The sequence below is a fragment of the Sinorhizobium kostiense genome (assembly GCF_017874595.1).
GTDB classification, from domain to species: domain Bacteria; phylum Pseudomonadota; class Alphaproteobacteria; order Rhizobiales; family Rhizobiaceae; genus Sinorhizobium; species Sinorhizobium kostiense.
Genome location: NZ_JAGILA010000002.1, coordinates 250,904 through 275,519, shown reverse-complemented (window position 1 = coordinate 275,519; position 24,616 = coordinate 250,904). Strand labels below are relative to the sequence as shown.

26 protein-coding genes are annotated in these 24,616 nt (G+C 63.2%); 16 read left to right on the top strand and 10 right to left on the bottom strand.

Translation table 11 applies throughout. The features are described 5' to 3' along the window. Positions 1 to 222 precede the first annotated feature (222 nt). From J2Z31_RS07745 to J2Z31_RS07710, 8 genes are all read left to right on the top strand, one after another. The gene (locus J2Z31_RS07745; RefSeq protein WP_209601335.1) at positions 223 to 3,027 is read left to right on the top strand and encodes a DUF2339 domain-containing protein; all 2,805 of its coding nucleotides are present in this window, start codon (positions 223 to 225) and stop codon (positions 3,025 to 3,027) included. Beyond that, on the top strand, positions 3,024 to 3,680 hold the full coding sequence (locus J2Z31_RS07740; RefSeq protein WP_209601334.1) for an HD domain-containing protein: 657 nt from the start codon (positions 3,024 to 3,026) through the stop codon (positions 3,678 to 3,680). Before J2Z31_RS07745 ends, J2Z31_RS07740 begins: the two co-directional genes overlap by 4 nt. Positions 3,681 to 3,757: 77 nt before the next feature. Beyond that, the gene (locus tag J2Z31_RS07735; protein WP_209601333.1) at positions 3,758 to 4,609 is read left to right on the top strand and encodes an MOSC domain-containing protein; all 852 of its coding nucleotides are present in this window, start codon (positions 3,758 to 3,760) and stop codon (positions 4,607 to 4,609) included. Positions 4,610 to 4,733: 124 nt separating this feature from the next. Next, a complete protein-coding gene (locus tag J2Z31_RS07730; protein WP_209601332.1) occupies positions 4,734 to 5,972 on the top strand; it encodes an MFS transporter in 1,239 nt (412 codons plus the stop codon). A 171-nt stretch (positions 5,973 to 6,143) separates the two neighbouring features. Next, positions 6,144 to 7,223 (top strand): quinolinate synthase NadA, encoded by a 1,080-nt coding sequence (gene nadA / locus J2Z31_RS07725; RefSeq protein WP_209601331.1) that lies wholly within the window; start codon positions 6,144 to 6,146, stop codon positions 7,221 to 7,223. 72 nt (positions 7,224 to 7,295) lie between these two features. Beyond that, positions 7,296 to 8,894 (top strand): L-aspartate oxidase, encoded by a 1,599-nt coding sequence (locus J2Z31_RS07720; RefSeq protein ID WP_209601330.1) that lies wholly within the window; start codon positions 7,296 to 7,298, stop codon positions 8,892 to 8,894. A gap of 88 nt (positions 8,895 to 8,982) precedes the next feature. Beyond that, the gene (gene nadC, locus J2Z31_RS07715) at positions 8,983 to 9,885 is read left to right on the top strand and encodes a carboxylating nicotinate-nucleotide diphosphorylase (protein WP_209601329.1); all 903 of its coding nucleotides are present in this window, start codon (positions 8,983 to 8,985) and stop codon (positions 9,883 to 9,885) included. A gap of 127 nt (positions 9,886 to 10,012) precedes the next feature. Continuing rightward, positions 10,013 to 10,531, top strand: coding sequence for a superoxide dismutase family protein (locus tag J2Z31_RS07710; RefSeq protein ID WP_209601328.1), 519 nt, complete (start codon positions 10,013 to 10,015; stop codon positions 10,529 to 10,531). Here the strand turns inward: J2Z31_RS07710 and J2Z31_RS07705 are convergent, their stop codons facing one another. The 8 genes from J2Z31_RS07705 to J2Z31_RS07670 form a co-directional block, all read right to left on the bottom strand. Continuing rightward, entirely contained in the window at positions 10,532 to 11,515 is a 984-nt protein-coding gene (locus J2Z31_RS07705) for an NUDIX hydrolase (RefSeq protein WP_209601327.1), read from the bottom strand. It lies immediately after the preceding gene. Further along, a complete protein-coding gene (locus tag J2Z31_RS07700; protein WP_209601326.1) occupies positions 11,505 to 12,044 on the bottom strand; it encodes a tyrosine phosphatase family protein in 540 nt (179 codons plus the stop codon). Before J2Z31_RS07700 ends, J2Z31_RS07705 begins: the two co-directional genes overlap by 11 nt. A 1-nt stretch (position 12,045) precedes the next feature. Beyond that, entirely contained in the window at positions 12,046 to 12,654 is a 609-nt protein-coding gene (locus J2Z31_RS07695) for an HD domain-containing protein (RefSeq protein ID WP_209601325.1), read from the bottom strand. Continuing rightward, positions 12,651 to 13,499 carry a CAF17-like 4Fe-4S cluster assembly/insertion protein YgfZ gene (ygfZ, locus tag J2Z31_RS07690; RefSeq protein ID WP_209601324.1) on the bottom strand — a complete coding sequence of 283 codons (849 nt, stop codon included), beginning with the start codon at positions 13,497 to 13,499 and terminating at the stop codon, positions 12,651 to 12,653. The genes J2Z31_RS07695 and ygfZ overlap by 4 nt, the downstream gene beginning before the upstream one ends. Before the next feature lie 120 nt (positions 13,500 to 13,619). After that, a complete protein-coding gene (locus J2Z31_RS07685; RefSeq protein WP_209601323.1) occupies positions 13,620 to 14,363 on the bottom strand; it encodes a hypothetical protein in 744 nt (247 codons plus the stop codon). 15 nt (positions 14,364 to 14,378) lie between these two features. Beyond that, positions 14,379 to 14,648 (bottom strand): hypothetical protein, encoded by a 270-nt coding sequence (locus J2Z31_RS07680; protein ID WP_085939040.1) that lies wholly within the window; start codon positions 14,646 to 14,648, stop codon positions 14,379 to 14,381. A 157-nt stretch (positions 14,649 to 14,805) separates the two neighbouring features. After that, the gene (locus J2Z31_RS07675) at positions 14,806 to 15,237 is read right to left on the bottom strand and encodes a TIGR02301 family protein (RefSeq protein ID WP_209601322.1); all 432 of its coding nucleotides are present in this window, start codon (positions 15,235 to 15,237) and stop codon (positions 14,806 to 14,808) included. Positions 15,238 to 15,244: 7 nt separating this feature from the next. Continuing rightward, positions 15,245 to 15,706 carry an NUDIX hydrolase gene (locus J2Z31_RS07670; protein ID WP_209602264.1) on the bottom strand — a complete coding sequence of 154 codons (462 nt, stop codon included), beginning with the start codon at positions 15,704 to 15,706 and terminating at the stop codon, positions 15,245 to 15,247. Between the two features lie 58 nt (positions 15,707 to 15,764). Here J2Z31_RS07670 and J2Z31_RS07665 point away from each other — a divergent pair, with 58 nt between their 5' ends. Next, a complete protein-coding gene (locus tag J2Z31_RS07665; protein WP_209601321.1) occupies positions 15,765 to 16,529 on the top strand; it encodes an SOS response-associated peptidase in 765 nt (254 codons plus the stop codon). A 12-nt stretch (positions 16,530 to 16,541) separates the two neighbouring features. Here J2Z31_RS07665 and J2Z31_RS07660 read toward each other — a convergent pair whose 3' ends face one another. Further along, the gene (locus J2Z31_RS07660; protein WP_209601320.1) at positions 16,542 to 16,691 is read right to left on the bottom strand and encodes a hypothetical protein; all 150 of its coding nucleotides are present in this window, start codon (positions 16,689 to 16,691) and stop codon (positions 16,542 to 16,544) included. A gap of 408 nt (positions 16,692 to 17,099) precedes the next feature. On the opposite strand from J2Z31_RS07660, the gene cysS reads away from it, so the two are divergent. From cysS to rarD, 7 genes are all read left to right on the top strand, one after another. Beyond that, positions 17,100 to 18,500 (top strand): cysteine--tRNA ligase, encoded by a 1,401-nt coding sequence (gene cysS / locus J2Z31_RS07655; protein WP_209601319.1) that lies wholly within the window; start codon positions 17,100 to 17,102, stop codon positions 18,498 to 18,500. Between the two features lie 31 nt (positions 18,501 to 18,531). Then, positions 18,532 to 19,014, top strand: coding sequence for a GFA family protein (locus J2Z31_RS07650; RefSeq protein ID WP_209601318.1), 483 nt, complete (start codon positions 18,532 to 18,534; stop codon positions 19,012 to 19,014). Further along, positions 19,011 to 19,487, top strand: a complete 477-nt coding sequence (locus tag J2Z31_RS07645; RefSeq protein WP_209601317.1) for a GFA family protein — start codon at positions 19,011 to 19,013, stop codon at positions 19,485 to 19,487. The genes J2Z31_RS07650 and J2Z31_RS07645 overlap by 4 nt, the downstream gene beginning before the upstream one ends. Then, positions 19,487 to 19,987: a GFA family protein gene (locus J2Z31_RS07640; protein ID WP_209602263.1), complete on the top strand. Its 501-nt coding sequence runs from the start codon at positions 19,487 to 19,489 to the stop codon at positions 19,985 to 19,987. The genes J2Z31_RS07645 and J2Z31_RS07640 overlap by 1 nt, the downstream gene beginning before the upstream one ends. Next, complete coding sequence (gene pip, locus J2Z31_RS07635; protein ID WP_209601316.1) at positions 19,984 to 20,946, top strand: prolyl aminopeptidase; 963 nt, start codon at positions 19,984 to 19,986, stop codon at positions 20,944 to 20,946. Before J2Z31_RS07640 ends, pip begins: the two co-directional genes overlap by 4 nt. 53 nt (positions 20,947 to 20,999) lie before the next feature. Next, a complete protein-coding gene (gene cimA / locus J2Z31_RS07630; RefSeq protein WP_209601315.1) occupies positions 21,000 to 22,616 on the top strand; it encodes a citramalate synthase in 1,617 nt (538 codons plus the stop codon). A gap of 227 nt (positions 22,617 to 22,843) precedes the next feature. After that, positions 22,844 to 23,782: an EamA family transporter RarD gene (gene rarD, locus J2Z31_RS07625; RefSeq protein ID WP_209601314.1), complete on the top strand. Its 939-nt coding sequence runs from the start codon at positions 22,844 to 22,846 to the stop codon at positions 23,780 to 23,782. Between the two features lie 54 nt (positions 23,783 to 23,836). On the opposite strand, the gene J2Z31_RS07620 is transcribed toward rarD, so the two are convergent. Further along, the gene (locus tag J2Z31_RS07620) at positions 23,837 to 24,454 is read right to left on the bottom strand and encodes an LOG family protein (RefSeq protein ID WP_209601313.1); all 618 of its coding nucleotides are present in this window, start codon (positions 24,452 to 24,454) and stop codon (positions 23,837 to 23,839) included. Positions 24,455 to 24,616 lie beyond the last annotated feature (162 nt).

Sequence of the window (24,616 nt, the reverse complement as noted above, 5' to 3'; positions counted from 1 at the left end):
GCGGCCGCCTGTCCGCGGCGTTCCGCAGTCGCTCTAGCAGCCAGCTGGTGACAGTTGTGCGACAGTTCGGTGAAGAGATTGCTGCGCCTCCGGGCAAAGGGATCTCACTTTATGGGAAAACCGATGGTTGCGAAAAGATTGCTGTTCAAGCGGGATGACCTGCTCTGGCATTACGGCCAAACCTATGCGAATCGTTGAAGTGTAACCGTGGTGTGGGGGACCATGTTCGAACTCATTGCCCTTGTTGCTTTTATCCTGGCGCTTGCCGCCTATCTCGGCGGCCGCAGGGCGGCACAGCGCTTGAACGCCGAGATAGAGAGCCTGAAAGCGCAGATCGCCGAGCTGGCCAATGAAGGGGCCCGGACCGCGGCTGCTGATACTCTCGCCGAAAGGCGGGAGACCCCGGAAGCGGCGGCGCTCGAGGAACCATCCGCTGGCGGCCCCTGGTCGCGGGCGCGCGAAGGCGAAGGCTTCTTCGGCACGGTGGAAGGGGAAAGCGTTGAGGCGACCGCTCGCAGCGAAGCAGCCGAAACCGGACCTCGCGAGGCCGTCGGCGCGGCTCCCGTAGAAAGTCTCGAAAGCCGGATTGGCGGGCGCTGGCCGGTCTGGGTAGGCGGCCTGGCGCTAGCTCTTGGCGGCTTTTTCCTCGTGCAGTATTCGATCGAAGCGGGCCTCCTGAGCCCGGCCGTCCGCTTGGCGCTCGCCACGGTGTTCGGTCTCGCGCTCGGTGTCGCGGGCGAGGTAGTTCGACGCCGAGCGGTGCCGGGTATCGCCGATCGTTTCCGAAATGCCATGATCCCGGGCGTGCTGACCGCTGCCGGTGCCGTGACGCTGTTCGGCGTTGTCTATGCGGCGCACGGGATCTACGGCTTCATCGGCACGGCCGCAGCCTTCGTCCTTCTGGCGGTGGTCTCGCTCATGATCGTTTCCCTGTCGCTGCTACACGGACAGGCACTCGCCGGACTTGGGCTTCTGGCTTCGCTTTTGACGCCACTGTTCGTCTCGAGCGGCGAGCCAAGGCCCTGGGTCCTGTTCGGTTTTCTATCGGTCGCTTGGCTCGCCACGCTCGCCGCGTCCCGCCTCCGGCGTTGGTCGCTCGTGCCGACCCTCGCCAATGTCGGCCTTGGTCTCTGGGGACTCGCCTATGTCGCATTGTCGGCGCCCTTCGAGGCTCCGCCGGTCACCATCGCACTGCTCGTGATGATCTGCGGCATCGGCCTGGTCTGGCCTGCCGGCCTCCAGGCCAGGCTCAGCCAATCGGCGGGAGCGCTACCCGCCACCCATGGGGCGGGCGCATGGGAAGGGCTGTTCGCGCCGCCCAAGGTGGCAATCACGCTCTCGGCAGCGATCGTCGCGGCCATGTTGGCGCTTCTCTTCATCAGTCCAGCGGTGGAGGCGGCACGTTTCCCCGTTGCCGAATTCGTGATCGTGACGGCCGTCCTTGCCGCGGTCGGTGCCCTGCGGACGACGGCAGTTTACTTGGCGCTCCTTGCGGCGCTTGCCGCCATTGCCGGTACTTGGACGCTGACTGCGTTGAGCGACGTTCTCGCCTATCTCGACACGGCACTTGTATCCCCGGGGATCGTCATCCCGAGCCGCATGGCGATGTCGACCGCGATGCTCCTGGCGGCGCTCTTTCCGCTGCTCGCCTCCGCTGTCCTTGCAGGACGGCGAGCCTCGGAGCAGCAATTCGCGATCCTATGGGCCGGCCTTGCCGCGATCGTGCCGAATGCCCTCATCGGCATGTCCTTCCTGATGACCGGCAATTTCAGCTTCGACCTGCCGCACGGGCTTGCCGCCTTTGTGGGCGGCCTGTTTCTTCTTGCCCTCGCCGAGTGGCTCTATCGCGGCAGCGCCGAGGCGAGTGAGCCGGATGCGGCCGCCGGCATCCTGGTCCTCGGTTCCTTCGGCCTTTTCATCATCGGTCTCCATGCCTGGACGGACGGCCTTGTCACGACGCTTGCGATCGCACTTCTCGGCGCGTCCTACACTTTTGCAACGCAGCTTCGCGCTTGGCCTATCCTGCCTTGGGTGACCGCAGCCGCCGCCATCGTCGTGCTTGGGCGTATCGCCTGGGAGCCGTCGATTGTCGGCTCAGGCCGACTCGGCACGACGCCCGTGTTCAACGCGCTTCTGCCGGGCTACGGCATTCCGGCCGTGCTGCTGGTCGCCTGCGCCTATTTGCTGCGGGACGCGCGGGACAGGCGCGTAGTGAATCTTCTGCAGGCGCTCGCAAGCCTTTTCGTGCTCCTGACGCTTGCGATCCTCGTGCGCCACGCCATGAACGGCGGCGTGCTCGACAGCTCCGTCCCGACGCTCGGAGAACAGGCGATCTACACGCTCCTTGCAATCGGGGCATCCGGCATCTTCATGACTCTCGACGGCAGATCGCCGAGCCCGGTCTTTCGCTATGGCGGCATGGCGTTGGGCCTGCTCTCGATGCTGTCGGTTCTCGCCGCCCATCTCGTCGGGCTGAATCCCTATTTCAGCGGCGAACTGCTCGGGCGAATCCCCGTCTTCGACCTGTTGTTCATCGGCTACCTCTTGCCGGCGATCGGATATGCCGGCCTTGCCTGGTACGCGCGTGGCAGGCGGCCCGTGCCCTATGTGACGGCACTTGCGGTCAGCGGCGCCGTTCTTGCTTTCGCCTGGGCGAGCTTGAGCGTGCGGCGCTTCTGGCAGGGCGAAGGCATTGCCGACTGGAAGGGCTTTCTTCAGGGCGAAACCTACACCTATTCGGTCGTCTGGCTGGTGCTCGGGGTCCTGCTGCTCGTCGCCGGCTCGCGTTTCGACGCCAAGAGCATTCGCATCGCCTCGGCGGTGCTCGTCTTCATCGCGGTGCTGAAGGTCTTCCTCGTTGACATGTCGAATCTCGAGGGCTTCCTGAGGGCGCTCTCCTTCATCGGCCTCGGCGGGGTGCTGATCGGGATCGGCCTTTTCTACCAGCGGATATTGTCGGCCCGCGGTCCGGCGGATGCACCTGAAACATTGGCAGGCGCGCCCGGCGAGGGTAGGGGCCGCGCATGACTTGCACTTCCGCTCTAGCCGCCGCATTTGCGCCCCATCAGGAGCTTGCATCCGCGCTTCTGCCCCACGCCTTTTCCGGAGACGACGGCTCACACGATGCCGCACATCTCATCCGCGTGTGGAAGAATGCCGCGCGCATCCAGGCGGAGGAAGGCGGTGATGCGCGCCAGCTCGCGGCCGCCGTACTGTTGCACGATTGCGTCGCCGTCGAGAAGAACTCGCCGCTGCGGGCCGAAGCTTCGCGGCTTGCCGCCGAAAAGTCGTGGCAGATCCTCGACGGACTCGGCTGGCGAACGGCGGAAATCTCAGCCGTCGCCCATGCTGTCCTGACGCACAGCTTCTCCGCCAACATCCCGCCCGAGACACTCGAGGCGAAGATCCTGCAGGATGCCGACCGGCTCGACGCCATTGGCATGGTCGGTGCCGCCCGCTGCTTTTACATTGCCGGGCGGATGGGAAGCGGCCTTTACGACCCGCTCGATCCGCTGGCCGAAGACCGGCCGCTCGACGACAAGGCCTTCGCGATCGACCATTTCGAAACGAAGCTGTTCCGGCTCGCCGACGGCTTTCAGACCGCGACAGGGCGCCGGCTGGCACGGGAGCGTGAGGAGCGGCTGCGCTGCGTGCTTGCCATGCTGCTCGATGAAATCTAAACCTTTCAGCATCTTGCCGCCGTCCGACGAATCGAACTGCGAACGACGTGAATCAGTTTCTCAAATCCGAAAATCCCATGAAAGTAGCCGGCCTGAACATCCATCCCTTGAAAAGCGGGCGGGCTATTGCGCAAACGTCCGTGACCGTCACTCTCGACGGGCTCGCCGGTGACCGGCGCTTCATGGTGGTCGCGCCGGATGGCCGCTTCATCACACAGCGCGAACTGCAGGCGCTCGCCCAGGTGGAGGCGGAGCCTGTCGATGGCGGCGTGCTACTGAAGATGAACGGCAGCGAATTGTCAGCCCGATTCGATCCGGACCGCCGGCTCGATGTCCGCGTGTGGTCGAGCGAGGTGAGTGCTGCAGTTGCCAGCGAGAACGCCAATCGAATACTCTCCGGCTGGTTCGAGCGGCCTGTCAAACTCGTCCACATGGACGATGCGGCCGAACGTTTCGTCGGCGCCGAATGGGCGGGAACGGCAGCGCCTGTCGGCTTTGCCGACGGCTTTCCGGTTCTGATCACCACGACAGGTTCGCTTGACGACCTCAATCGCACTCTCGTTGAAAAGGGACAGGAGCCGGTCGGCATGGATCGGTTCCGCACCAACATCCTGATCGATTGCGACGAGCCCTGGGCGGAGGATCTCTGGGAAAGCCTGGAGATCGCCGGCATCGTTTTCGATCTCGTGAAACCCTGTGCCCGCTGCATCATGACGACGCAGGACCAGATGAGCGGCGAGCGCATCGGCGGCAATCCGATCCAGGGGCTCGCGGAAAAGCGCATGTCCGCCGACCGCCGCGTACCGGGTGTTCTCTTCGGTTGGAATGCCGTGCCGCGCGGCGAGGGGACGGTGAAACTCGGCGACGCGGCCGATGTCGTTCGCCGCCGGGAGGAGCGCTGGCCGATGAAGGGACGTGGCAGAGGTTAAAGCTCCCGGTAGAGGACCTGCCGCAGCGCGCCATCAATTCTTGTGATCCCAACGTCAAATAAATTGGCTTTGCGCAATTCGCGTGCCGCCATAGGCTGGCCCCTCAACAAATCGGAGCCGTTCCATGTCCGCAGTCACTCCAGCCGTCAGCCGCTCGGCCGAACATGGCAGCCTGCCCTGGCTGATCATTGCCGCCGGCTCCCTGATCGCGATGCTGACCTTCGGTCCGCGGTCGGCGATGGGTTTCTTCCAGCTGCCGATGCTGGCCGACACCGGTTGGGACAGGACGACCTTCGGTCTTGCCATGGCCATACAGAATCTCTGTTGGGGTCTCGGTCAGCCCTTTTTCGGTGCGATCGCCGACAGATTCGGCACCTGGCGAACATTGGCGCTGTCGGGTGTTCTTTATGCCGGTGGGCTCACCATCATGGCTTTTGCGAATGCGCCGATCTGGTTGCACATCGGCGGCGGCGTTCTCGTCGGCCTCGGGGTCGCTTCCGGCTCCTTCGGCATCGTATTGTCGGCCTTCGCCCGCAATGTCGCGCCCGGGCAGCGATCGTTTGTCTTCGGCATCGGCACGGCCGCCGGTTCGGCGGGCATGTTCCTGTTCGCGCCGTTGAGCCAGGGGCTAATTTCCGCCTATGGCTGGTCCGACAGTCTCGTTTATCTCGGCGTGCTGATGCTGCTCGTGCCGCTCGTCGCCGTCCCGCTCAGAGGCAATGCCAGTTCAGGTCGCCAGGCGGAAGCGCAGTTCAAGCAGACGATCGGTGAAGCCCTGAAGGAAGCGTTCGGCCATAGGAGCTATCTGCTGCTCGTCTCCGGTTTCTTCGTCTGCGGCTACCAGGTGGCCTTCATCACAGCGCATTTCCCTGCTTATCTGGGTGATATCGGCATAGATGCCCGCTACGCGGTCATCGCTCTCGCCCTGATCGGCTTCTTCAACATCATTGGTTCGCTGTCGGCCGGCGTCATCAGCCAGCGCTATTCGAAGCCCTACTTCCTGGCGTGGATTTATGTTGGCCGCTCGATCGCTGTGACGGCCTTTCTGCTGCTGCCGCAAACGCCGACCTCCGTCATTGTCTTTGCGATTGCTATGGGGCTTCTCTGGCTGTCGACGGTGCCGCCGACGAATGCACTGGTGGCAATCATGTTCGGAACGCGCCATCTCGGTCTGCTCGGGGGCATCGTCTTCTTCTCGCACCAGATCGGTTCCTTTCTCGGAGTATGGATGGGCGGCTACCTCTACGACCGCTTCGGATCCTACGATCCGGTCTGGTGGCTGGGTGTCGCGCTCGGCATCTTCGCGGCGGTCGTCCACTGGCCGATCGAAGAGAGGGGCATCGCGCGTCCGGCCATGACCTAACTCGGGAGACGATGCGCCCGGCAACACGGGCGCATTGACTATTTGCGACGCTTGAAATCTGTCACAAAACTTTCTAAATCACTGGCGGCGGCCTAGCCGCTTTTGTTTTGCCCCAATTATGCTCATTGTGAGTATAATAGGAAGTCGCCCCCGCGGCTGAGAGGAGTGCCGATGACCATGCTTGACCTTCGCACGGATGCAGCGCCTGCTTCCGCCTTCGAGAGCGCTGCGGCACGTTTCGGCATCCTCGAAAAGCCGGATCTCGCCTTCACGCCGGCCATCGCCCGCGAGACCGAGCACCTTTACGAAAAGGTCAAGGACTTCATTCCAGCGTTCGAATGGGCAGCCTACGCGCCCTATGTCCACGCCATCAATCGGCTGAAGAAAGAGCGCAACGCCGTGATACTGGCGCATAACTATCAGACGCCGGACATCTTCCACTGTGTCGCGGACATCGTCGGCGACTCGCTTCAGCTTGCGCGTGACGCCACCCAGGTGAATGCCGAAGTCATCATCCAGTGCGGTGTGCACTTTATGGCCGAGACCTCGAAGCTGCTCAATCCGGACAAGACGGTGCTGATCCCCGATGCCAGGGCCGGTTGCTCGCTTTCGGAGTCGATCACGGGTGCCGATGTGCGGCTCTTGAAGCAGCGCTACCCCGGTGTGCCGGTTGTCACCTATGTAAACACTTCTGCGGAGGTGAAAGCGGAGACCGATATCTGCTGCACGTCCTCGAACGTGCTCTCGGTCGTCGAGAGCCTCGACTCCGACACGGTGCTCTGCATTCCAGACGAGTATCTGGCGATGAATGTCGCCCGTCAGACCAACAAGAAGATCCTCACCTGGAAGGGCCATTGCGAGGTGCATGAGCGCTTCACCGCGGACGAGCTCCTCGCCTACAAGGAGGCGAATCCGGGAATCGAGATCATCGGCCATCCGGAGTGTCACCCGGACGTGATCGCCGTCTGCGATTTCTCCGGGTCGACCTCGGGCATGATCAACTATGTCAAGGACAAGCGGCCCGGTCGCGTGCTGCTCGTCACCGAATGCTCGATGGCGTCGAACATCCAGGCGGAAGTGCAAGGGGTCGACTTCGTCAAGCCCTGCAATCTCTGTCCGCACATGAAGCGCATCACGCTGCCGAAGATCCTCGACAGTCTGCTGAATATGACGGATGAGGTTCTCGTTGATCCCGCGATTGCCGACCGTGCCCGGCTCGCAGTCGAGCGCATGGTGAACCTGAAGCAGTAGTCTCGCAGGGATGAGCGTGGGTTCCGCCCGCGCCCCGGCGCTCATGAGAGCCCGTTTGAGGAGAATCGCGCCATGCTGACCGACCATTTTCGTCCGCAGTCCTTCAATGGGATCGATGACATCGTCATCGTCGGCGGCGGCCTTGCCGGACTGTTTTGTGCGCTGAAGCTCGCGCCCCGTCCTGTTACCATCCTCGCCGCTGCGCCGATCGGCCATGGCGCCTCCTCTGCCTGGGCCCAAGGTGGGATCGCGGCGGCGATGAGCACGGGAGACACATTCGAGAAACACGTCGCCGATACGGTTGCCGCCGGCGCCGGCATAGTCGACGAGAAGATGACGCGGATGATGGTCGCCGAAGGGCCGGCGCGCATCCACGACCTTCTCGAGTACGGCGTGCCCTTTGACCGCGATCTCGAGGGCAAGCTGGTGCTTTCACGCGAGGCCGCCCATTCCGAGCGGCGTATCGTCCGCGTCAAAGGCGACATGGCCGGGCAGGCGATCATGGAGGCGCTTATCGCCTCCGTGCGCAGGACATCGTCGATCCGCGTGCTCGAAGGCTATGTGGTGGAAGAGCTGGTGCGCGAGGGGCGCTTCATCTCCGGCGTGGTGGCGCGGCCGGATGCCGGCCAAGCCAAGACCCGCGTGGCCTTCCCGGCGCGCGCCGTTGTCCTTTGCTCGGGCGGCGTCGGCCACCTCTACGCCGTCACCACCAATCCCTGGGAGGCCTGCGGCCAGGGCGTCGGCATGGCGGCGCGGGCCGGCGCCATCATCGCCGATCCGGAATTCGTGCAGTTCCATCCAACCGCCATCAATATCGGCAGGGACCCGGCGCCGCTCGCGACCGAGGCGTTGCGTGGTGACGGCGCCGTCCTGGTCAATTCCAAGGGTCATCGCTTCATGCTCGATATCCACGCGGATGGCGAGCTGGCCCCGCGCGACGTCGTCTCGCGCGGCGTCTTTGCCGAGGTGCAGGCCGGACGCGGCGCATTCCTCGATTGCACTAAGGCCATCGGCAAGCACTTCCCCGAACTGTTTCCGACCGTTTACGCTTCGTGCATCTCCGCCGGAATCGACCCCGTGAAGCAGCCGATCCCGGTGGCGCCGGCGGTTCATTACCATATGGGCGGCGTGCTCACGGATGGCGAAGGCCGGACGTCCATCGACGGTCTTTGGGCTGCCGGCGAGGTGACCTCCACCGGCGTCCACGGCGCCAACCGGCTGGCCTCCAACTCCCTGCTCGAGGCGGTCGTCTTTGCCGCGCGCATTGCCGAAAACATCAAGGGCACCCTGCCGGCTCCGAAGCTCACCCCCTGGGGTGACGACGCCGGCGAGAGCGATGATCCGGTAACGGTCGAGGACAGCCCGCCTTTCAAGCGTCTGCGCGGACTGATGAGCGAATGCGTTGGCGTCGTGCGCACGCGCGAGAGCCTGACGCGCGCGATCAGAGAGATCGCCGAGCTGGAGCGCGCCAATACACGGCTGCGCTTCGCCAATATCATCACCACGGCCAAGCTCATCGCCATCGCCGCTCTGCGCCGCATGGAAAGCCGAGGCGGCCATTTCCGCGCCGATTGCCCCGAAGCGCGGCGCGAATGGCAGAGGCGCACCTATCTCACGCTGGCTGAGGCCGAGCGGCTGGCTGCCGAGGTTGCCGAAACAGAGCCGGCGTGACGAGATCACATGATTCCGGTCGGATCCACCAAAATCATTTAGCTCTCGCGTTCCACGAAGATTCAGACCAATCTGGGGAAACCTCACCATGACCGCCGCCCTTCGCCCTGAACTGTCCGCTCTCATGGTCGAGGAGCAGGTGCGAAACGCCCTGCATGAAGATCTCGGCCGAGCCGGCGACATTACCACGCTTGCCACCGTCGGACCGGAGATGGCGGCCACGGCCGAGATGCGCCTACGCGAGGAGGGCATCATTGCCGGACTGGAGCTCGCGCGCACGGCCTTTCGCCTCATCGATCCGTCGATCCGCTTCGAAGCATTGGTCGCTGATGGTGACCGCGTGGCATCCGGCACGGTGATCGCCCGCATCTCCGGCCGCGCGCGCGGCCTGCTGTCGGCGGAGCGCGTGGCGCTCAATTTCCTCATGCACCTCTCCGGGATCGCCACCTACACGGCAAAATTCGCCGACGAGATCTCTCACACGGCGGCAAAAGTCTGCTGCACCCGCAAAACGATTCCCGGGCTGCGTGCGCTCGAGAAATATGCGGTGCGCCTTGGCGGCGGCTCCAATCATCGCTACGGGCTCGACGATGCGGTGCTGATCAAGGACAACCACATCGCCGTCTCCGGCGGCGTCGCCGACGCCATTGGCGCTGCGCGGGCCTATTGCGGCCATCTCGTCAAGGTCGAGATCGAGGTGGACGGCCTTGCGCAGATGCGTGCGGCACTGACCGCAGCGCCTGACGTGATCCTGCTCGACAATATGGGACCGGACCTTCTCCGCGAAGCCGTGGCGGTCAATGCCGCCCATTGGGGACTGAAGGCCTCCGACTATGCCGGCGACCCGCGCCGCACCCGTCTCGAGGCCTCCGGCAACGTGAAGATCGAGACGATCCGCGCGATCGCCGAAACGGGCGTCGATTATATCTCGACCTCGAAGATCACCATGGCCGCGCCGACGCTCGATATCGGGCTCGATATTTCGGTTTAGAGCCGAGCCCAGCGTCTCCGGCGGGGTGCTCCAGTTAGTTGGTGCGGGCGAATCCTCCCGTGCACTGGGAACGAGGTCGGCAGCCATGCGTTGCCGTCTTGAACCTGAGAGCAAGGAAGGATTGACGATGATCAGGACGATAGCTGTGTTCGCCTTCGGCGCGGGACTGGCGACTGCTGCGGCCGCGCAACAATCATCGCAGACGGCAATCGCCGATTTCATCGGCAAGGATGGCAAGGAGACAGGGCGGGCGGCACTGACGGCCGGGGGCAAGGGCGTGTTGTTCGAAGTTGAGGTGAGCGGCCTGCCGAAGGACACCTGGGTCGGCTTCCATGTGCACGAAGCGGGGAATTGCGAGCCTGGAGAGGGCTTCGAGTCGGCCGGCGACCACTTTTCCGGCGAGGATGAGAACGCGGAACATGGTTTCCTTGCCGCGGGCGGCCCCCATGCCGGTGACATGCCGAATCAATATGTCGGCGCCGATGGCGTCCTGCGCGCGCAGGTGTTCAACGGCCTCGTGACGCTCGATGAAAAGGGAACCGCGATCCGCGGCCGCGCCTTGGTCATCCATCAGCGCTCCGACGACAATCGCAGCCAGCCGGCCGGCGATTCCGGCGATCGACTGGCCTGCGCCGTTATCAGGTGATCATCGCCCTCCGACCTTGAGGCCCGGGGCAGGGCGCTCGTCGAGTATCTGTCGACGGAAACGGAAGAGCGCGGCCGGCCGCCCGCCGGTGGAGGCAAGGGTGCCCCCGGTCGGCTCGACAAGTTCCGCGCCTTCCACCAGCCGGCGGAAATTCTGCTTGTGCAGATGGCGACCGGAGATCGCCTCAACTGTCGCCTGCAAGTCGGTCAGGGTGAATTCCGGCGGCATCAGCTCGAAGACGACGGGCCTGTATTTGATTTTGCCGCGCAACCTGGCGACGGCGGTCGCCACGATGCGGCGATGATCGTGGCGCATGGCCATCCCCACCCCCGGGCCGATGGCTGCGTTGGCGGGTTTTGCGCCGCGGTCGATCGCGGCCTCGCGCACAAGCCCGGCTTCGTAAAGCAACTCGTAGCGCTCCAGCACGCGCTCCTCGTCCCAGGGAAAATCGTCGAGACCGAAGGCGAGCCGCATGCGTGATCGGCGCTGGGCAGTCGATGGGGATTTCTCGTCGGGGCTGGTTTCCCACCGGGTGAGCGCCGGCAGAATCGCCTGGTCGAGGATCACGGGGCGCCCCTGGCGCCAATCCTCCCATGGCAGGAAGGCGTACCAGTCTCGCCAATGTGCACCGGCTTCCGCCAGCCTCGCGTTGTTTTCGGCATCAGTGCGCGTGAGGGCCAGATAGCCGACGGACACCATGTGTTTACCTTCTTCGCCGGGTAGGCGCTGACGCCCGCGGTCTCCGAAGGTGTAAAGCTGCTCGATATAGCCTAGCTTGAGAGCGGTACGCTTTTCGACGCGGGCGCGCAGGCTCTCCTCGAAGGTGCGGTGGCGTGCCGGGTCGAAAGGCCCAAAGGGCAAGCTCTCGCGCGCATCGCCATCCAATTCGCCGACGGCAAGAAGACGCGGGCTGCGGTTGACGACGGCGACGATCACTGCATTCAGCCCGATCTCGACCGTGACCGGCTCTCCGTCAATCGGCATCAGGCGCCCTTTCCGGGCGGAGCGGGAGGAGGAACGGCGCATTGCCGTCGGCATCGGCGCCGCGCCCGATAGCGCTTACCGCGGCAATGAGTCTTCCGCTTCGCGATAGGGCCGTGTCACCGATCTCGACGAGCCTGGCATTCGGCGTTGCGTAGGGCGATACGCGCCGCAACCGCTCAACCAATTCGCGGTCGTCCTGATCGGGTTCGACGGCAAGCGCTGCGATCAGCGCTGCGGCAGGTGAGCGGGATATCCCCATCCAGCAATGGACGAGCAACGGCTGCGTGCGCTCCCAAGCGCGGGCGAAACCGATAATCTGCTCTACGTGCACCTCCTGCGGCGCGACTAGGTCGCCCGTTCCGGCGAAGATGATATCGTTGATGCCGATCGTGAGGTGCCTCGCGCCGTTGATGACGGCAGGGCGGTGAAATTCCTGTCCCCTGGCAATGAGGCTCAACATCTCCCGGCAGCCGTGACGCACGGCCATCTCGGCGATACGCGCGAGCGGTGAAACGACAATACCCGCCACTTCAGGCCTCCAGCCTCGTCTTTGCGCGTTCGGTTTCGAGCGCATTGAAGCGCGCGGCGAACAGGCGCTGCGCCTCGACCGCCGGTAGCGGCTCGATCGGCAGGGTTTCGCGGGTGACGCCGCGGGGCTGGCCGAAGAACTTCCGGGCTTCCGACGCAGAAAAACCAGCAAGTTCCGTCGCTTCGAAATAGGCGGCGACGCGGTCGGCTTTCTTGATCCGCTCCTTGAGGTCCTTTGGCGTGTGCGACGGCAGCCCGAAGCGCAGGTGCACGGCGCTTTCCAAGCGCTTCTCCACCGACTTGTAGCCACCTCCAACCACGGCCTTGAACGGCGATATCATGTCGCCGATGACATATTCGGGCGCGTCATGGAGCAGCGCCATCAGGCAGTCGTCGGCATTGCAGCGGTTGGTGCGCCGGAAGATGTCCTCCACGAGCAGGCTGTGCTGGGCGACGGAAAAAGCGTAATCGCCGGTCGTCTGACCGTTCCAGCGCGCCACACGGGCAAGTCCGTGGGCAATATCTGCGAGTTCCACGTCGAGCGGCGAGGGGTCGAGCAGATCGAGCCGCCGACCCGAAAGCATCCGCTGCCACGCGCGCGCGCCAATCATGCGCTCGCCTCGCCGGTTTCTGTCGGGAAGGCGAGGCCTGTCCAACCGGGTAGGGTCAATGTCACCCGCACGTCGCCCGCGCGGATCTCGTCCCCCTTGGCCAGCGCTTCGCCCACCTTGTCGATGCGCACGATCGCCAGTCCTGCCTCGTCCCGGACGGTGCCGAGCGAGCCGATCGAACGGCCGTCGACCGAAAGGCTGGTGCCGGTTGGTGGCAGAGGGGCTTCGCCTCTGACGATCACTACGCGCCGCCGCGCAGTGCCGCGGTGCTGCATCCGGGAGATGACTTCCTGGCCGACATAGCAGCCCTTTCGAAAGGATAGTCCGCTGTTGAGATCCATCAACACGTCGTGGGGAAAGGCGTCCTGCAGAGCATAGTCCCGCCCGGCAACGGCGACCCCGGCTGCGATTCTCAAGCTATCGAGATCGGCGGCCACCGCTTCGCCCCCGGCCGTCCGGCGGTAGAGGCGGAAAACAGAAAGGCCCGCTTTTTCAAAGCGATGGTCGCGGTAGCTCTCGGCTGGCCGCTCCTCGTCGAAGACGATCGTAACCGGCGCCGGATCAAGGAGGGAGAACTCCACCGCCGACCGCAACTTGTACATCGTCAGCCGCTTCAAGAGCGGCTCGGCCTGGTCGCGAGACGTCTCCAGCCGCAATGCCTCGCCGTCAAGGGAAATGAGAAAATCGAAGAGTATCTTGCCTTGCGGGGTCAAGAGCGCTCCGGGACGGACTTCGCCCGCGGGCAGCGCGCCGAGATCGGTGGTGATCAGGCTCTGAAGAAGAGCATTTGCGTCCTGTCCGGAAACGCTGATGGTCGCGCGATCGTCGAGGCAAACCTTTGACATGATTCAGAACTCCGTTCTTACAGCGACCTCTGTGCGCCTGAAAAGTCGCCGGACCCCATAGGAGACGGCCAGCAATAGCCGAACAGGTAGGATTTCGTACAAGGAAGGGCAAGCGTACGATCAGTCGCCGGCGACGAAGAATTTCCAGCGGCCGTCAGGCGTGATGCCGACGCGGTAGAAATTGTAGCTGCCGAACTCCTCCATGCCGGCGAAGTCGCCGGCGGTGACGAGCCGGAACAGATCGACCTTTTCCTGGGGCGTGAGCGAAGACAACGGCTTGGCGGCGAAATAAGGCCAGACATAGACCTCCTCCGGCGTGCCCTTGTCCGTAAGAACGAACCCGGTTGAAAGCACGTCGAGAAGGATGGCGAGGATTTCGACTCCGTCCTGGTCGCCCGACAAGCTCTTGAGGACCGCGATCGGGTCTTCCTCGCCGGCTGCGACCGGTATTTGCGTCTGGGTAGGCCCCTTGCCGAGCAGGGGGCGCAGCCTTTCGATTTCCCCGGATGCGGCAGCCTCGACGATCAGTTCGCGCATGCGTGCAACCGGTGCCGGGACTTTGGAGATCTCCGTCATTACCTCGAACGGTTCTACGACCTCCGCTTGGGCGTCGTCCGTCTCGCTTGCCTTGTTCACCAGCGGGTCCGGCTCCGGAATTTCGAGCGGGCGGCTTTCGACCGGCTTCGCGTCGGGCGTTTCCGCCGGCGACGGATTCTCGTTATCGGCAACAGGAGCAGGAGCGGGCTGCAATTCGCTGAGGGCCAGGGCCGGGCGGCTTGCCATCGAGCTCGACATCATCACGCCCGCTGCCAGCAACGTGACGAGGCGCACCGAGCTTGCCCGGTTTGCAAGGATACGGCTCATGGGACAGCCTTGGTTCTACTGAATGGTCCGCTGGGGCGAGAACTCTCCGGCGAGCATGCGCTCTCGAAGCGAGTTCAGCATAGCCTCAGCACCCTCTTCGCCATGGAGGCGGATGGTCTCGCGCATGGCAAGCGCAATCGCCGCGTCGGCAATAATCTCCGGCTCGATTCCGTCTGCCATGCCGTCAGCCCAGGCTTCATTCTGGTGTTCCAGGGCCGCCTGCATTTTCTCGTGGACGATCATGTCGTCGATGTCGGTCAGGCTTGGTTCCATCATTCGTTCCATGCGGCTTTCATCGCGTGCATTCAGCCAACCTAGCGAAACTCTGCTGAACCGCAACTGAACAGGCAGACAGGCCGGCTACTCCTTACCACTGTCTTAACAACTTAGCAGCCTTTTCCCGAAACGACACGGGCTGCCGGAAAAAGGGGTTAATATCCTGTTAATTTCCAAAGCGCGCGATGATTTCCGAAGCGAGTGTTGCTCCCTCGGCACGGTATCGCTCTTCCGCAAGCGTCGCCGACGCCGTGCAACTCGTGTAGACCGAGGCAAAAGTCCTGTAACCACGGTTGAAGGCTGCGGTCATGCGCTCGCGCCGCTCAGGCTCGCCAGCTGTCTCCTTGCCGATCAGCTCCTCCATCGAACGGCGCCAGCCATTCTCGGGTTGGCTCAGGCAGAGATTGCGCAGGTAGTGGATCGATCCGAGTACCTCGGCGAGGCGAATCAGGCGCTGCTCGTAGGGCGGCGGCTTCGCTTCGACCGGAGGAGGGGGCGCGGGAGGCGAGGACGACGCCTCTTGCGCGGCAGCGGCCGCCGCCATCACAAGCGCGCTGCCGGTCAGGAGAATCCGCAGGAGAGGAGGGGCAATGGTCATTGGGCCATCAAAGCCGAATCGGCTGCGGATTCAAGTCACTTGGGCTTGAACGGGGGCGAGGCCGCTCCCGGGCCAACTTTTCCACACAATGGCGAACGCTCTTGGGAATGGGAAGTGCGAAGATTTCCTCCGGCGTAAACCAGCCGACGCCTGCGGCATCGTCGCTTGCGACGGCCACGGTATCCGCATCCGCCTCGACGATGAAGACCGAGAGCAGGAAGTGCCGCGTCTCGGCTTTCTTCGGCGGAAGGTCATAGACCTCGAAAAGCACCGGTTCGCGCCCGGAAATTCCTGTTTCCTCCAGAAGCTCTCGCAGCGCCGTTTCCGCCGGCGTTTCCCCCGGCTCCGCCCGGCCGCCCGGAAAGGCATACATGTCGGCAGCCGGCGGGTTCGCTCGCCGGACGAGGAGAAAGCGTCCTGCCCGCTCGACTATGGCAGACGAGGCGAGTTCCGGCTGGCGTGGCATGATCGTATCGGCGTCTTCCAGGGTCATTGACCCACCTTAAACGAAATGCCACATCCCTGTCATGTGCGGACGTTTTGCGCTGACGGCGACGCCAAACGAATTGCTGGAGCTTTTCGGCCTTCTGAAGGTGGAAGACTTTCCGGCGAGATTCAACGTCGCTCCCACCCAGCCGATCCTCGTCATCATCGCTTCGGAGCGGCGCGAACCCGGCAGCAACCTGCCGGAGCGGAACGCGCTGCTCGTGCGCTGGGGCTTCATGCCGGGATGGGTCAAGGACCCGCGTAGTTTTCCGCTGCTCATCAATGCGCGCGCTGAAACGGCCGTCGACAAGGCCGCCTTTCGCGCCGCCATGCGTCACCGGCGCATTCTGGTCCCGGCATCAGGGTTCTACGAATGGCGTCGCCCGCCAAAAGGAACCCGCGGTTCCTCGCAGGCCTACTGGGTCCGCCCTAGGAGGGGCCGCCTCATCGCCTTCGCCGGACTGATGGAGACCTGGTCACCCGCCGACGGTTCGGAGATCGATACCGCAACGATCCTGACCACCGGCGCCAACGAGGCGCTAAGTCACATCCACAACCGCATGCCGGTCGTCATTCAGCCGGAAGATTTTTCGCGCTGGCTGGACTGCAGAACACAGGAGCCACGCGACGTTGCCGACCTCCTGTCGCCGGCCCCGGCCGATTATTTCGAGGCGATCCCGGTGTCAGACAAGGTCAACTCGGTCGCCAACACCGGGCCGGAAATCCAGGAGGAAGTGGCGGCCGAACCGGCGCCGACGGAGAAAGGCTCCGGCGCCGATATTAATGCACAGATGTCGCTCTTTTAGGTGATATCCGGATCAGACGGTCCTTTTGACCTTTTTCGGACTGGCCGGCTTGCGCTTGACCTGCAGGGCGGCGGCAAGCACAGCCCTGAGACCGAGCGGCCGGTATTTCGCCACGAGGTCCGCGGCCGGTTGCTTCGAGCCGGTGGTCTTGGCGGGCTTCATTCCATGTTCTCCTTGATGCTTCCCTAGATATGCGAAACGTATCGCTTACGTTTTTGTGCCCGAAACACGCGTTTCTTTTTGTTCCGCGGGAAACAGAATGCACGCGCTGATAGCCAGCGAATCTCCTCTCCCGTGTAAAAATCCCGGTTAAGCCAAATCATGACAAATCCGTGGCCGCATCTTCGGCGAGGGCGACTTTTGCTTGCATGCAACCCCCTCTTGACCGAGACCGGGTGACGGGCGATAAGGGGCGCCATGAAGACGGTTATCTGCATTATCTGCCGGAAGATTATTCGCTAGCGTTCCGCTGGCCTGGCCGTTTTCGTCTCCAGAAATCCAAGATGACAAAACGTTCGGGTCGCCCTGGGCGTTATAGTGCGACGGTTGCATGCAGGCTTGGAGATTGGAATGAGCGGAATGCCGACTTTGAAGCTCTATAACACGTTGACGCGGGAAAAGGCCGATTTCCGGCCGATCGATCCTCAGGATGTCCGCATGTATGTCTGCGGGCCGACGGTCTACGACTATGCCCATATTGGCAATGCCCGCCCAATCATCGTCTTCGACGTTCTTTTCCGGCTGCTGCGCCATGTCTATGGCGACACCCATGTCACCTATGCGCGAAACATCACCGACGTCGATGACAAGATCAACGCTCGGGCGCTGCGCGACTATCCCGGCCTGCCGCTGAACGAGGCGATCCGCCGCGTGACGGAGAAGACTGAGAAGCAGTTTCTCGAAGATGCCGCAGTGCTCGGCTGCCTCGACCCTACCGTGCAGCCGCGCGCCACCGAAAATATCGCCGAGATGATCGAGATCATCGAGAAGCTCATCACCAAGGGTCATGCCTACCAGGCGGAAGGCGAGGTGCTATTCGATACCACCTCGATGGCGGATTACGGACAGCTTTCCAGGCGCAACCTCGACGAACAACAGGCGGGTGCGCGCGTCGCGGTCGACGCCCACAAGCGAAATCCTGGAGACTTCGTGCTTTGGAAGCTCTCAGAGGAGCATGAGCCGGGCTGGGAAAGCCCTTGGGGGCGCGGCCGTCCCGGGTGGCACATCGAATGCTCGGCGATGAGCGGACGCTATCTCGGCGACGTGTTCGATATTCATGGTGGCGGCATCGATCTGATCTTCCCGCACCATGAGAACGAGATTGCCCAGTCGCGTTGCGCTCACGGCACCGAGGTGATGGCGAATGTCTGGATGCACAACGGCTTCCTGCAGGTCGAAGGCCGCAAGATGTCGAAGTCGGAAGGCAATTTCATCACCATCTACGAGCTCCTTCACACCGACAAATTCGGCGGCCGCCAATGGCCGGGCGATGTCTTGAGGCTGGCGATGCTGATGACGCACTATCGCGAGCCGATCGACTTCTCGCTCAAGCGACTGGAGGAGGCCGAGCACCTGCTCTCGAAATGGCCGGTGCCGGGGGATGCGGGCGGCGACCCGGACCCACAGGTCGTGGCGGCGCTTGCGGACGACCTCAACACGGTCGCAGCGATCCAGCAACTGCACGCCCTTGGTCAGAAGGCATCGGTGGATTCGCAATATCTCGGCGCCTTTGCTGCTAGCGCGGCGCTGATCGGCGTAGTGCCGAAGGAGATCGAGCTCGACGAGGCGATCGTCCACGAGATCGACAGCCGGGTGCGTGCTCGTCTCGAACTTCTGAAGGCGAAGAATTACGCCGAGGCCGATGCGATCCGTTCCGATCTCCAGGCGCGCGGCATCCAACTCAAGGACGGCAAGGATCCGGAAACGGGCGAACGGGTGACGACCTGGGAAGTGAAGCGTTCGCAAACCTGAGGTGTAAGGCAGGACGGAAGAGGAGGACGACATGGCTGACGATATCCTTACCGGCGGATGCCAGTGCGGTGCGGTCCGCTTTCGCGTCGAGGGCGAGCTCGGCGACGCCTCGGTCTGCCATTGCCGCATGTGTCAGAAGGCGAGCGGTAACTTCTATCTGCCGCTTGTCTCGGCGCGCGGCGCCAAGGTCATCTGGACGCGGGGCGAACGCAAGCGGTTCCAATCGTCGAACCACGTCCGGCGCGGCTTCTGCGGCGAATGCGGCACGCCTCTCACCTACGAGGCGCCGGACGGGATGGCGCTGGCAATAGCGGCCTTCGACAAGCCCGGAGGCATCGCACCGACGATCCAATGGGGTGTCGAGGCGAAACTGCCCTATGTCGACAATGTGCCTGAACTCCCCGGCGAGGAGACCATGGCCGATACGGACGCGACGTCGTTTCTCGCCGATCTCGTTTCCTATCAACATCCCGACCACGACACCGCGACCTGGCCACCGGAGGAGAGACAATGAGCGAGACCGTCAGAACAGGAGGGTGCCAATGCGGCGCCGTTCGCTTCCGCATCCGCGGCGCGCTCGGGCGCCCTTCGATCTGCCATTGCCGCATGTGCCAGAAGCAATTCGGCTCCTTCTTTTCCGCCTTGGTGACGGCGCCGAAGGATGGGGTCGAATGGACTCGCGAGGAACCGAGCTACTTCCAGTCTTCGGTCAATATCGATCGCGGCTTCTGCAGAAAATGCGGCACGCCACTCACCTACCGGCATCCTGGCGGCCTTGAAATCGCGATCGGCGCCTTCGACGACCGCTCCGACCTCGCGCCGCGCATCCAGGTCAACTATCAGGCGCGGCTGCCCTGGGTCGAGACCATCTTCGACCAACCGGTTCACGAGGATCCGGATTACTACGCGCGCCAGGAGCAGATCATCTCGTTCCAGCATCCGGATCATGAGACGGAGCAATGGCCGTCGGCGGGAGCCTGGGCATGATGATCCGGCGCATCTTTACCGGCGGCTGCCAATGCGGCGCGGTACGCTACCGCGCCGAGGGCGCGCTCGAGGATGCGCATATCTGCCATTGCCGCATGTGCCAGAAGGCGGCTGGCAACTATTTCCTGCCGCTTGCCAATATCGCGCGTGAGGATTTCGAGATCACGCGCGGCGAACCTTCCTGGTTCCGCTCGTCGGATCTCGTGCGCCGCGGCTTCTGTCGCAATTGCGGTACGCCGCTCTTCTACGACATGCCGAACGAAAGCTTCCTGAACATCGCGCTCGGTTCGCTCGACGATCCGGAAGACGTTCAGCCGGTTTATCAATCCGGCATCGAGTCGCGTATGCTGTGGTTCTCGCACCTGCCGAGCTTGCGGCAAACGGAGACGGATGACGGCAGCGAAGCCGCCGCCGCCCGCCGTCTCGCCGTTCTCGAATCGAACCGCCAGCATCCCGATTTCGACACGATCCACTGGCCTCCCGAGGAAGACCTGCCGTGAGTGCTGATCTGCGTACGCTCTACCCCGAAATCGAGCCGTTTGCCTCAGGTCACCTCGACGTCGGCGACGGCCACGTCGTCTACTGGGAGCGTGCAGGCACGCCCGGCGCCAAGCCGGCCGTTTTTCTTCATGGCGGCCCCGGCGGCACGATCTCGCCGAACCATCGCCGTCTCTTCGATCCCGAGCTCTACGACGTTACGCTATTCGATCAGCGCGGCTGCGGGAAATCGACCCCACATGCGGAGCTCGAGGCGAACACGACGTGGCACCTCGTTGCCGATATCGAGCGTCTGCGCGAACTCGCCGGCGCCGAGAAATGGCTGGTGTTCGGCGGCTCCTGGGGCTCGACGCTGGCGCTTGCCTATGCGCAAACGCACCCGGAGCGCGTCTCCGAACTCGTCGTCCGGGGCGTCTATACGCTGACCAAGGCCGAGCTCGACTGGTACTATCAGTTCGGCGTCTCGGAAATGTTTCCGGACAAGTGGGAGCGCTTCATCGCTCCGATCCCGCCGGACGAGCGCCATGAGATGATGCGCGCTTATCACCGGCGCCTCACGAGCGAGGACCGTGCGACGCGGATCGCGGCAGCGAAGGTCTGGAGCATCTGGGAGGGCGAGACGATCACGCTCCTGCCGGAACCCGCGACCAGCAAGCCATTCGAGGACGACGAGTATGCCGATGCCTTTGCCCGCATCGAAAACCACTTCTTCGTCAATGCCGGCTGGCTGGAGCAGGGGCAATTGCTGCGCGACGCGCACAAGTTGCATGGCATACCCGGGGTGATCGTGCACGGCCGCTACGACATGCCGTGTCCGGGCAAGTACGCCTGGCAATTGCACAAGGCCTGGCCGGAAGCGGAATTTCATCTGGTCGAAGGGGCGGGGCATGCTTATTCCGAGCCCGGCATCCTCGATCGCCTCATCCGTGCCACCGACAAGTTCGCCGGCAAGACCGAATAGTGCGGAAAGAAGATACACCTCGCGACGCATACACTTGCATTTTGGAACGAGCCATGACCAGGGAACGCATCTATCTCTTCGACACGACGCTTCGCGACGGGCAGCAGACGCCCGGGATCGATTTTTCCGTCGAGGACAAGATTGCGATCGCGGCCATGCTCGACGAATTCGGCGTCGATTATGTCGAAGGCGGCTATCCGGGCGCCAATCCGACCGACACGGAGTTCTTCAAACACAAGCGGACGCAGCAGGCATCCTTCGTCGCCTTCGGCATGACCAAGCGCGCCGGCGTCTCCGCCTCCAACGATCCCGGTCTGAATGCGCTGCTTGCCGCCAGCAGCGATGCGGTCTGTCTGGTCGCCAAGAGCTGGGACTATCATGTCGAAGTGGCGCTTGGCTGTTCGAACGAGGAGAATCTCGACAGCATCCGCGCGTCGGTAGAGACGGTCGTCGCCTCCGGCCGTGAGGCGATGGTCGATTGCGAGCATTTTTTCGACGGCTACAAGGCGAATCCGGCTTATGCAATTGCCTGCGCGAAGGCGGCTCTCGAGGCGGGCGCGCGCTGGGTCGTGCTTTGTGACACCAATGGCGGCACACAACCCTCCGAAATCCGTGAGACCGTCGTCGCCGCGATTGCCGCCGGCGTGCCTGGAGCCAAGCTCGGCATCCATGCCCACAACGATACCGGTCAGGCCGTTGCCAATTCGCTCGCCGCGGTCGAAGCCGGCGTGCGCCAGATTCAGGGAACGCTGAATGGCATCGGCGAGCGCTGCGGCAATGCCAATCTCGTCACGCTGATCGCGACGCTCGGACTGAAGGACACCTATTGCGAGCGTTTCGAGACTGGCATCACTGCTGACAAGCTGCAGGAACTGACGACGCTCGCACATGCCTTCGACGAACTCCTCAACCGTTCGCCGGATCCGCAGGCGCCCTATGTCGGCGCTTCCGCCTTCGCCACCAAGGCCGGCATTCATGCCTCGGCGCTGTTGAAGGATCCGCGCACCTACGAGCATGTGGCGCCCGAAAGCGTCGGCAACCTGCGCCGGGTGATGGTCTCCGACCAGGGCGGCAAGGCCAATTTCATCAATGCGCTGAAGCGGCGCGGCATCGCCGTTCCCAAGGACGATCCGCGCCTCGACAAACTGATTTCGATCGTCAAGGAGCGCGAGGCGACGGGCTATGCCTATGAGGGGGCGGACGCGAGCTTCACGCTGCTTGCCAACCGCATCCTGGGTACTGTTCCGGATTTCTTCCATGTGGAGAGCTTCCGGGTCATGGTCGAGCGGCGCTTCGATGCGAACGGCAAGCTGAAGACCGTCTCGGAAGCCGTGGTCAAAGTCATCGTCGACGGCGAGTCGATGATGTCGGTCGCCGAGGGCCATGGACCGGTCAACGCACTCGATCTTGCGCTGCGCAAGGACCTCGGCAAGTACCAGTCGGAAATCGCCGACCTGGAACTCGCCGATTACAAGGTGCGCATCCTCAATGGCGGCACCGAGGCGGTAACCCGCGTATTGATCGAATCGGCTGACCGCACAGGGGCACGCTGGTGGACGGTCGGCGTTTCCGACAACATCATCGACGCCTCCTTCCAGGCGCTGATGGACAGCATCGTCTACAAGCTGATGAAGAACCGGGACCAGGTCGGACTGGTGGCGGCGGAGTAGGGGCAGTTCGAACTTCGGGCAAAATTGCCTGTATATGCTGGTGTCTCGACCACCGCCTCCCCAGGCTTAAGCGCTCCTCACTCTTCGCTTCACGGAAATGAATTGGTGCATCACCATTCGTTGGAGTAGGACGCTTCGAGCAACGACGGTCTTCGTACCGTCGATCGATGCCGGGGTGATCACGTCCACTCGCATGAGCCCCGGCGGAGTCTCTCAGGATCAAGACCATGGCCGAGCCGAACGCCAAACCGCCCGCCGACAATACCGACTCCGCGAGAGGATTTGCCTTCGCGTTGACGGCCTATCTGCTCTGGGGCTTCCTGCCCTTCTTCATGAAGGCGGTGGCACACATCCCGGCACCCGAAGTCGTCGCGCACCGTATCGTCTGGTCCGTGCCGCTGGCCGGTCTCGTGCTTGTCTGGCTCGGCCGCACGCAGGAGGTGAAGGCGGCGCTTCAGTCTCCGCGCATGCTGAAGATGGCGACGTTGACGGCCGCGCTCATCACCGTCAACTGGGGCATCTATGTCTGGGCGATCGGTGCCGGCCGCGCGATCGAGACGGCGCTCGGCTATTACATCAACCCGCTCTTCTCGATTTTTCTCGGAGCGTTGCTGCTCAAGGAAAGGCCGAACCCGGCGCAGATGGTGGCGATCGCCCTTGCGGCGCTCGCGGTTGCCGTGCTCGCCTTCGACGCGGGCGGCCTCCCCTGGGTATCGATCGGGCTCTGTATCTCCTGGGGTTTTTATGCTTTTTTCCGGAAGACGCTGCCGATCGGGCCGAACCAGGGCTTCTTTCTGGAGGTACTGCTCCTGAGCATCCCGGCGATCGGCTACATCATCTGGCTCGAGACGACGGGCGAGGGCCACTTCGGCGATACAGGCATGAGCGACGTCTTTTTGCTCCTTGCCTGCGGGCTCGTCACCGCCGTGCCCCTGATGATTTACGCCAATGGCGCAAAACTCCTGAGGCTCTCGACCATCGGCATCATGCAATACATCGCCCCGACGATGATCTTCCTGATCGCGGTATTTGTCTTTCACGAGCCCTTCGGCATCGCGAAGCTCGTCGCCTTCATCCTGATCTGGGCGGCGCTGATTATCTATTCGGGCGCGATGCTTGCACAGAGCCGGGCACGCCGCGCGGCACAGCCGACGCCGGCAGAATAGTCGAAAGACGTGGAGAGGGTGTAAGCGACTTCCCATCCACTCCGAATCGAGAACTCAAAGCCTGGAGATAATCTCGGCTTCGCCCTCACGGCCTTTCTCCGCCGCTGCGGCGAGAATGGCGGGGACAATATCTTCCGCCCGATCTATCACAAGTGGCTGGACGAGATGGGCCGTGTGGACGAAGCCCTGGTCTCGCATGTGCTGCAACAGCTCCAGCATCGGCGTCCAGAATCCGTTGATATTGCCGAAGATCATCGGCTTGCGGTGGCGGCCGAGCTGTGCCCACGTCATGATCTCGACGATCTCCTCGAGCGTGCCGATGCCGCCGGGAAGGGCCACGAAGGCGTCCGCCCGGTCGAACATCTTGTGCTTGCGCTCATGCATGTCGGCCGTGACGATCAGTTCATCGAGTTGCCCCAGTGAGTGGCGTGTCGCTTCCTTGTCCATCAAGAATTCGGGAATGATGCCGGTGACGTGGCCGCCGCCGGAGAGCACGCCGCTTGCGACCGCGCCCATGATTCCGCGCGTGCCGCCGCCATAGACGAGCTGCAGGCCATGATCCGCGATCGAATTGCCGAGAATTCGGGCGGCCTGAATATGGGTCGGGTCGCGACCGGGCTGCGAACCGCAATAGACGCAGACGGAGAGAATCGGCTTCGGATCCTTGTTCATGTGACCAAAGAGACATTGCGTTGCAGCATGGGTCAAGGAAAATGACGGAAAAGCCGTGCGATCGTTGCCCGCGTGCGCACTCCGAGCTTGTGCGGGACTGCAGGAATCGTTAGCAATTTCAGCATTGGATTGAAGAATTCGGCGACAGGCCCACGTTGCGCT

What these genes read in the sequence shown, in the direction of transcription:
- J2Z31_RS07680 (WP_085939040.1), bottom strand. Translation starts at nt 14,648, where the DNA reads ATGGAACGAATGATGGAACCAAGCCTGACCGACATCGACGACATGATC.
- cimA (WP_209601315.1), top strand. Translation starts at nt 21,000, where the DNA reads ATGACCAGGGAACGCATCTATCTCTTCGACACGACGCTTCGCGACGGG.
- J2Z31_RS07645 (WP_209601317.1), top strand. Translation starts at nt 19,011, where the DNA reads ATGAGCGAGACCGTCAGAACAGGAGGGTGCCAATGCGGCGCCGTTCGC.
- J2Z31_RS07720 (WP_209601330.1), top strand. Translation starts at nt 7,296, where the DNA reads ATGCTGACCGACCATTTTCGTCCGCAGTCCTTCAATGGGATCGATGAC.
- ygfZ (WP_209601324.1), bottom strand. Translation starts at nt 13,499, where the DNA reads ATGTCAAAGGTTTGCCTCGACGATCGCGCGACCATCAGCGTTTCCGGA.
- J2Z31_RS07660 (WP_209601320.1), bottom strand. Translation starts at nt 16,691, where the DNA reads ATGAAGCCCGCCAAGACCACCGGCTCGAAGCAACCGGCCGCGGACCTC.
- J2Z31_RS07650 (WP_209601318.1), top strand. Translation starts at nt 18,532, where the DNA reads ATGGCTGACGATATCCTTACCGGCGGATGCCAGTGCGGTGCGGTCCGC.
- J2Z31_RS07675 (WP_209601322.1), bottom strand. Translation starts at nt 15,237, where the DNA reads ATGACCATTGCCCCTCCTCTCCTGCGGATTCTCCTGACCGGCAGCGCG.
- nadC (WP_209601329.1), top strand. Translation starts at nt 8,983, where the DNA reads ATGACCGCCGCCCTTCGCCCTGAACTGTCCGCTCTCATGGTCGAGGAG.
- J2Z31_RS07705 (WP_209601327.1), bottom strand. Translation starts at nt 11,515, where the DNA reads ATGCCGATTGACGGAGAGCCGGTCACGGTCGAGATCGGGCTGAATGCA.
- J2Z31_RS07735 (WP_209601333.1), top strand. Translation starts at nt 3,758, where the DNA reads ATGAAAGTAGCCGGCCTGAACATCCATCCCTTGAAAAGCGGGCGGGCT.
- J2Z31_RS07745 (WP_209601335.1), top strand. Translation starts at nt 223, where the DNA reads ATGTTCGAACTCATTGCCCTTGTTGCTTTTATCCTGGCGCTTGCCGCC.
- nadA (WP_209601331.1), top strand. Translation starts at nt 6,144, where the DNA reads ATGACCATGCTTGACCTTCGCACGGATGCAGCGCCTGCTTCCGCCTTC.
- J2Z31_RS07730 (WP_209601332.1), top strand. Translation starts at nt 4,734, where the DNA reads ATGTCCGCAGTCACTCCAGCCGTCAGCCGCTCGGCCGAACATGGCAGC.
- J2Z31_RS07685 (WP_209601323.1), bottom strand. Translation starts at nt 14,363, where the DNA reads ATGAGCCGTATCCTTGCAAACCGGGCAAGCTCGGTGCGCCTCGTCACG.
- rarD (WP_209601314.1), top strand. Translation starts at nt 22,844, where the DNA reads ATGGCCGAGCCGAACGCCAAACCGCCCGCCGACAATACCGACTCCGCG.
- cysS (WP_209601319.1), top strand. Translation starts at nt 17,100, where the DNA reads ATGAGCGGAATGCCGACTTTGAAGCTCTATAACACGTTGACGCGGGAA.
- J2Z31_RS07640 (WP_209602263.1), top strand. Translation starts at nt 19,487, where the DNA reads ATGATCCGGCGCATCTTTACCGGCGGCTGCCAATGCGGCGCGGTACGC.
- J2Z31_RS07710 (WP_209601328.1), top strand. Translation starts at nt 10,013, where the DNA reads ATGATCAGGACGATAGCTGTGTTCGCCTTCGGCGCGGGACTGGCGACT.
- J2Z31_RS07665 (WP_209601321.1), top strand. Translation starts at nt 15,765, where the DNA reads ATGTGCGGACGTTTTGCGCTGACGGCGACGCCAAACGAATTGCTGGAG.
- J2Z31_RS07695 (WP_209601325.1), bottom strand. Translation starts at nt 12,654, where the DNA reads ATGATTGGCGCGCGCGCGTGGCAGCGGATGCTTTCGGGTCGGCGGCTC.
- J2Z31_RS07620 (WP_209601313.1), bottom strand. Translation starts at nt 24,454, where the DNA reads ATGAACAAGGATCCGAAGCCGATTCTCTCCGTCTGCGTCTATTGCGGT.
- J2Z31_RS07740 (WP_209601334.1), top strand. Translation starts at nt 3,024, where the DNA reads ATGACTTGCACTTCCGCTCTAGCCGCCGCATTTGCGCCCCATCAGGAG.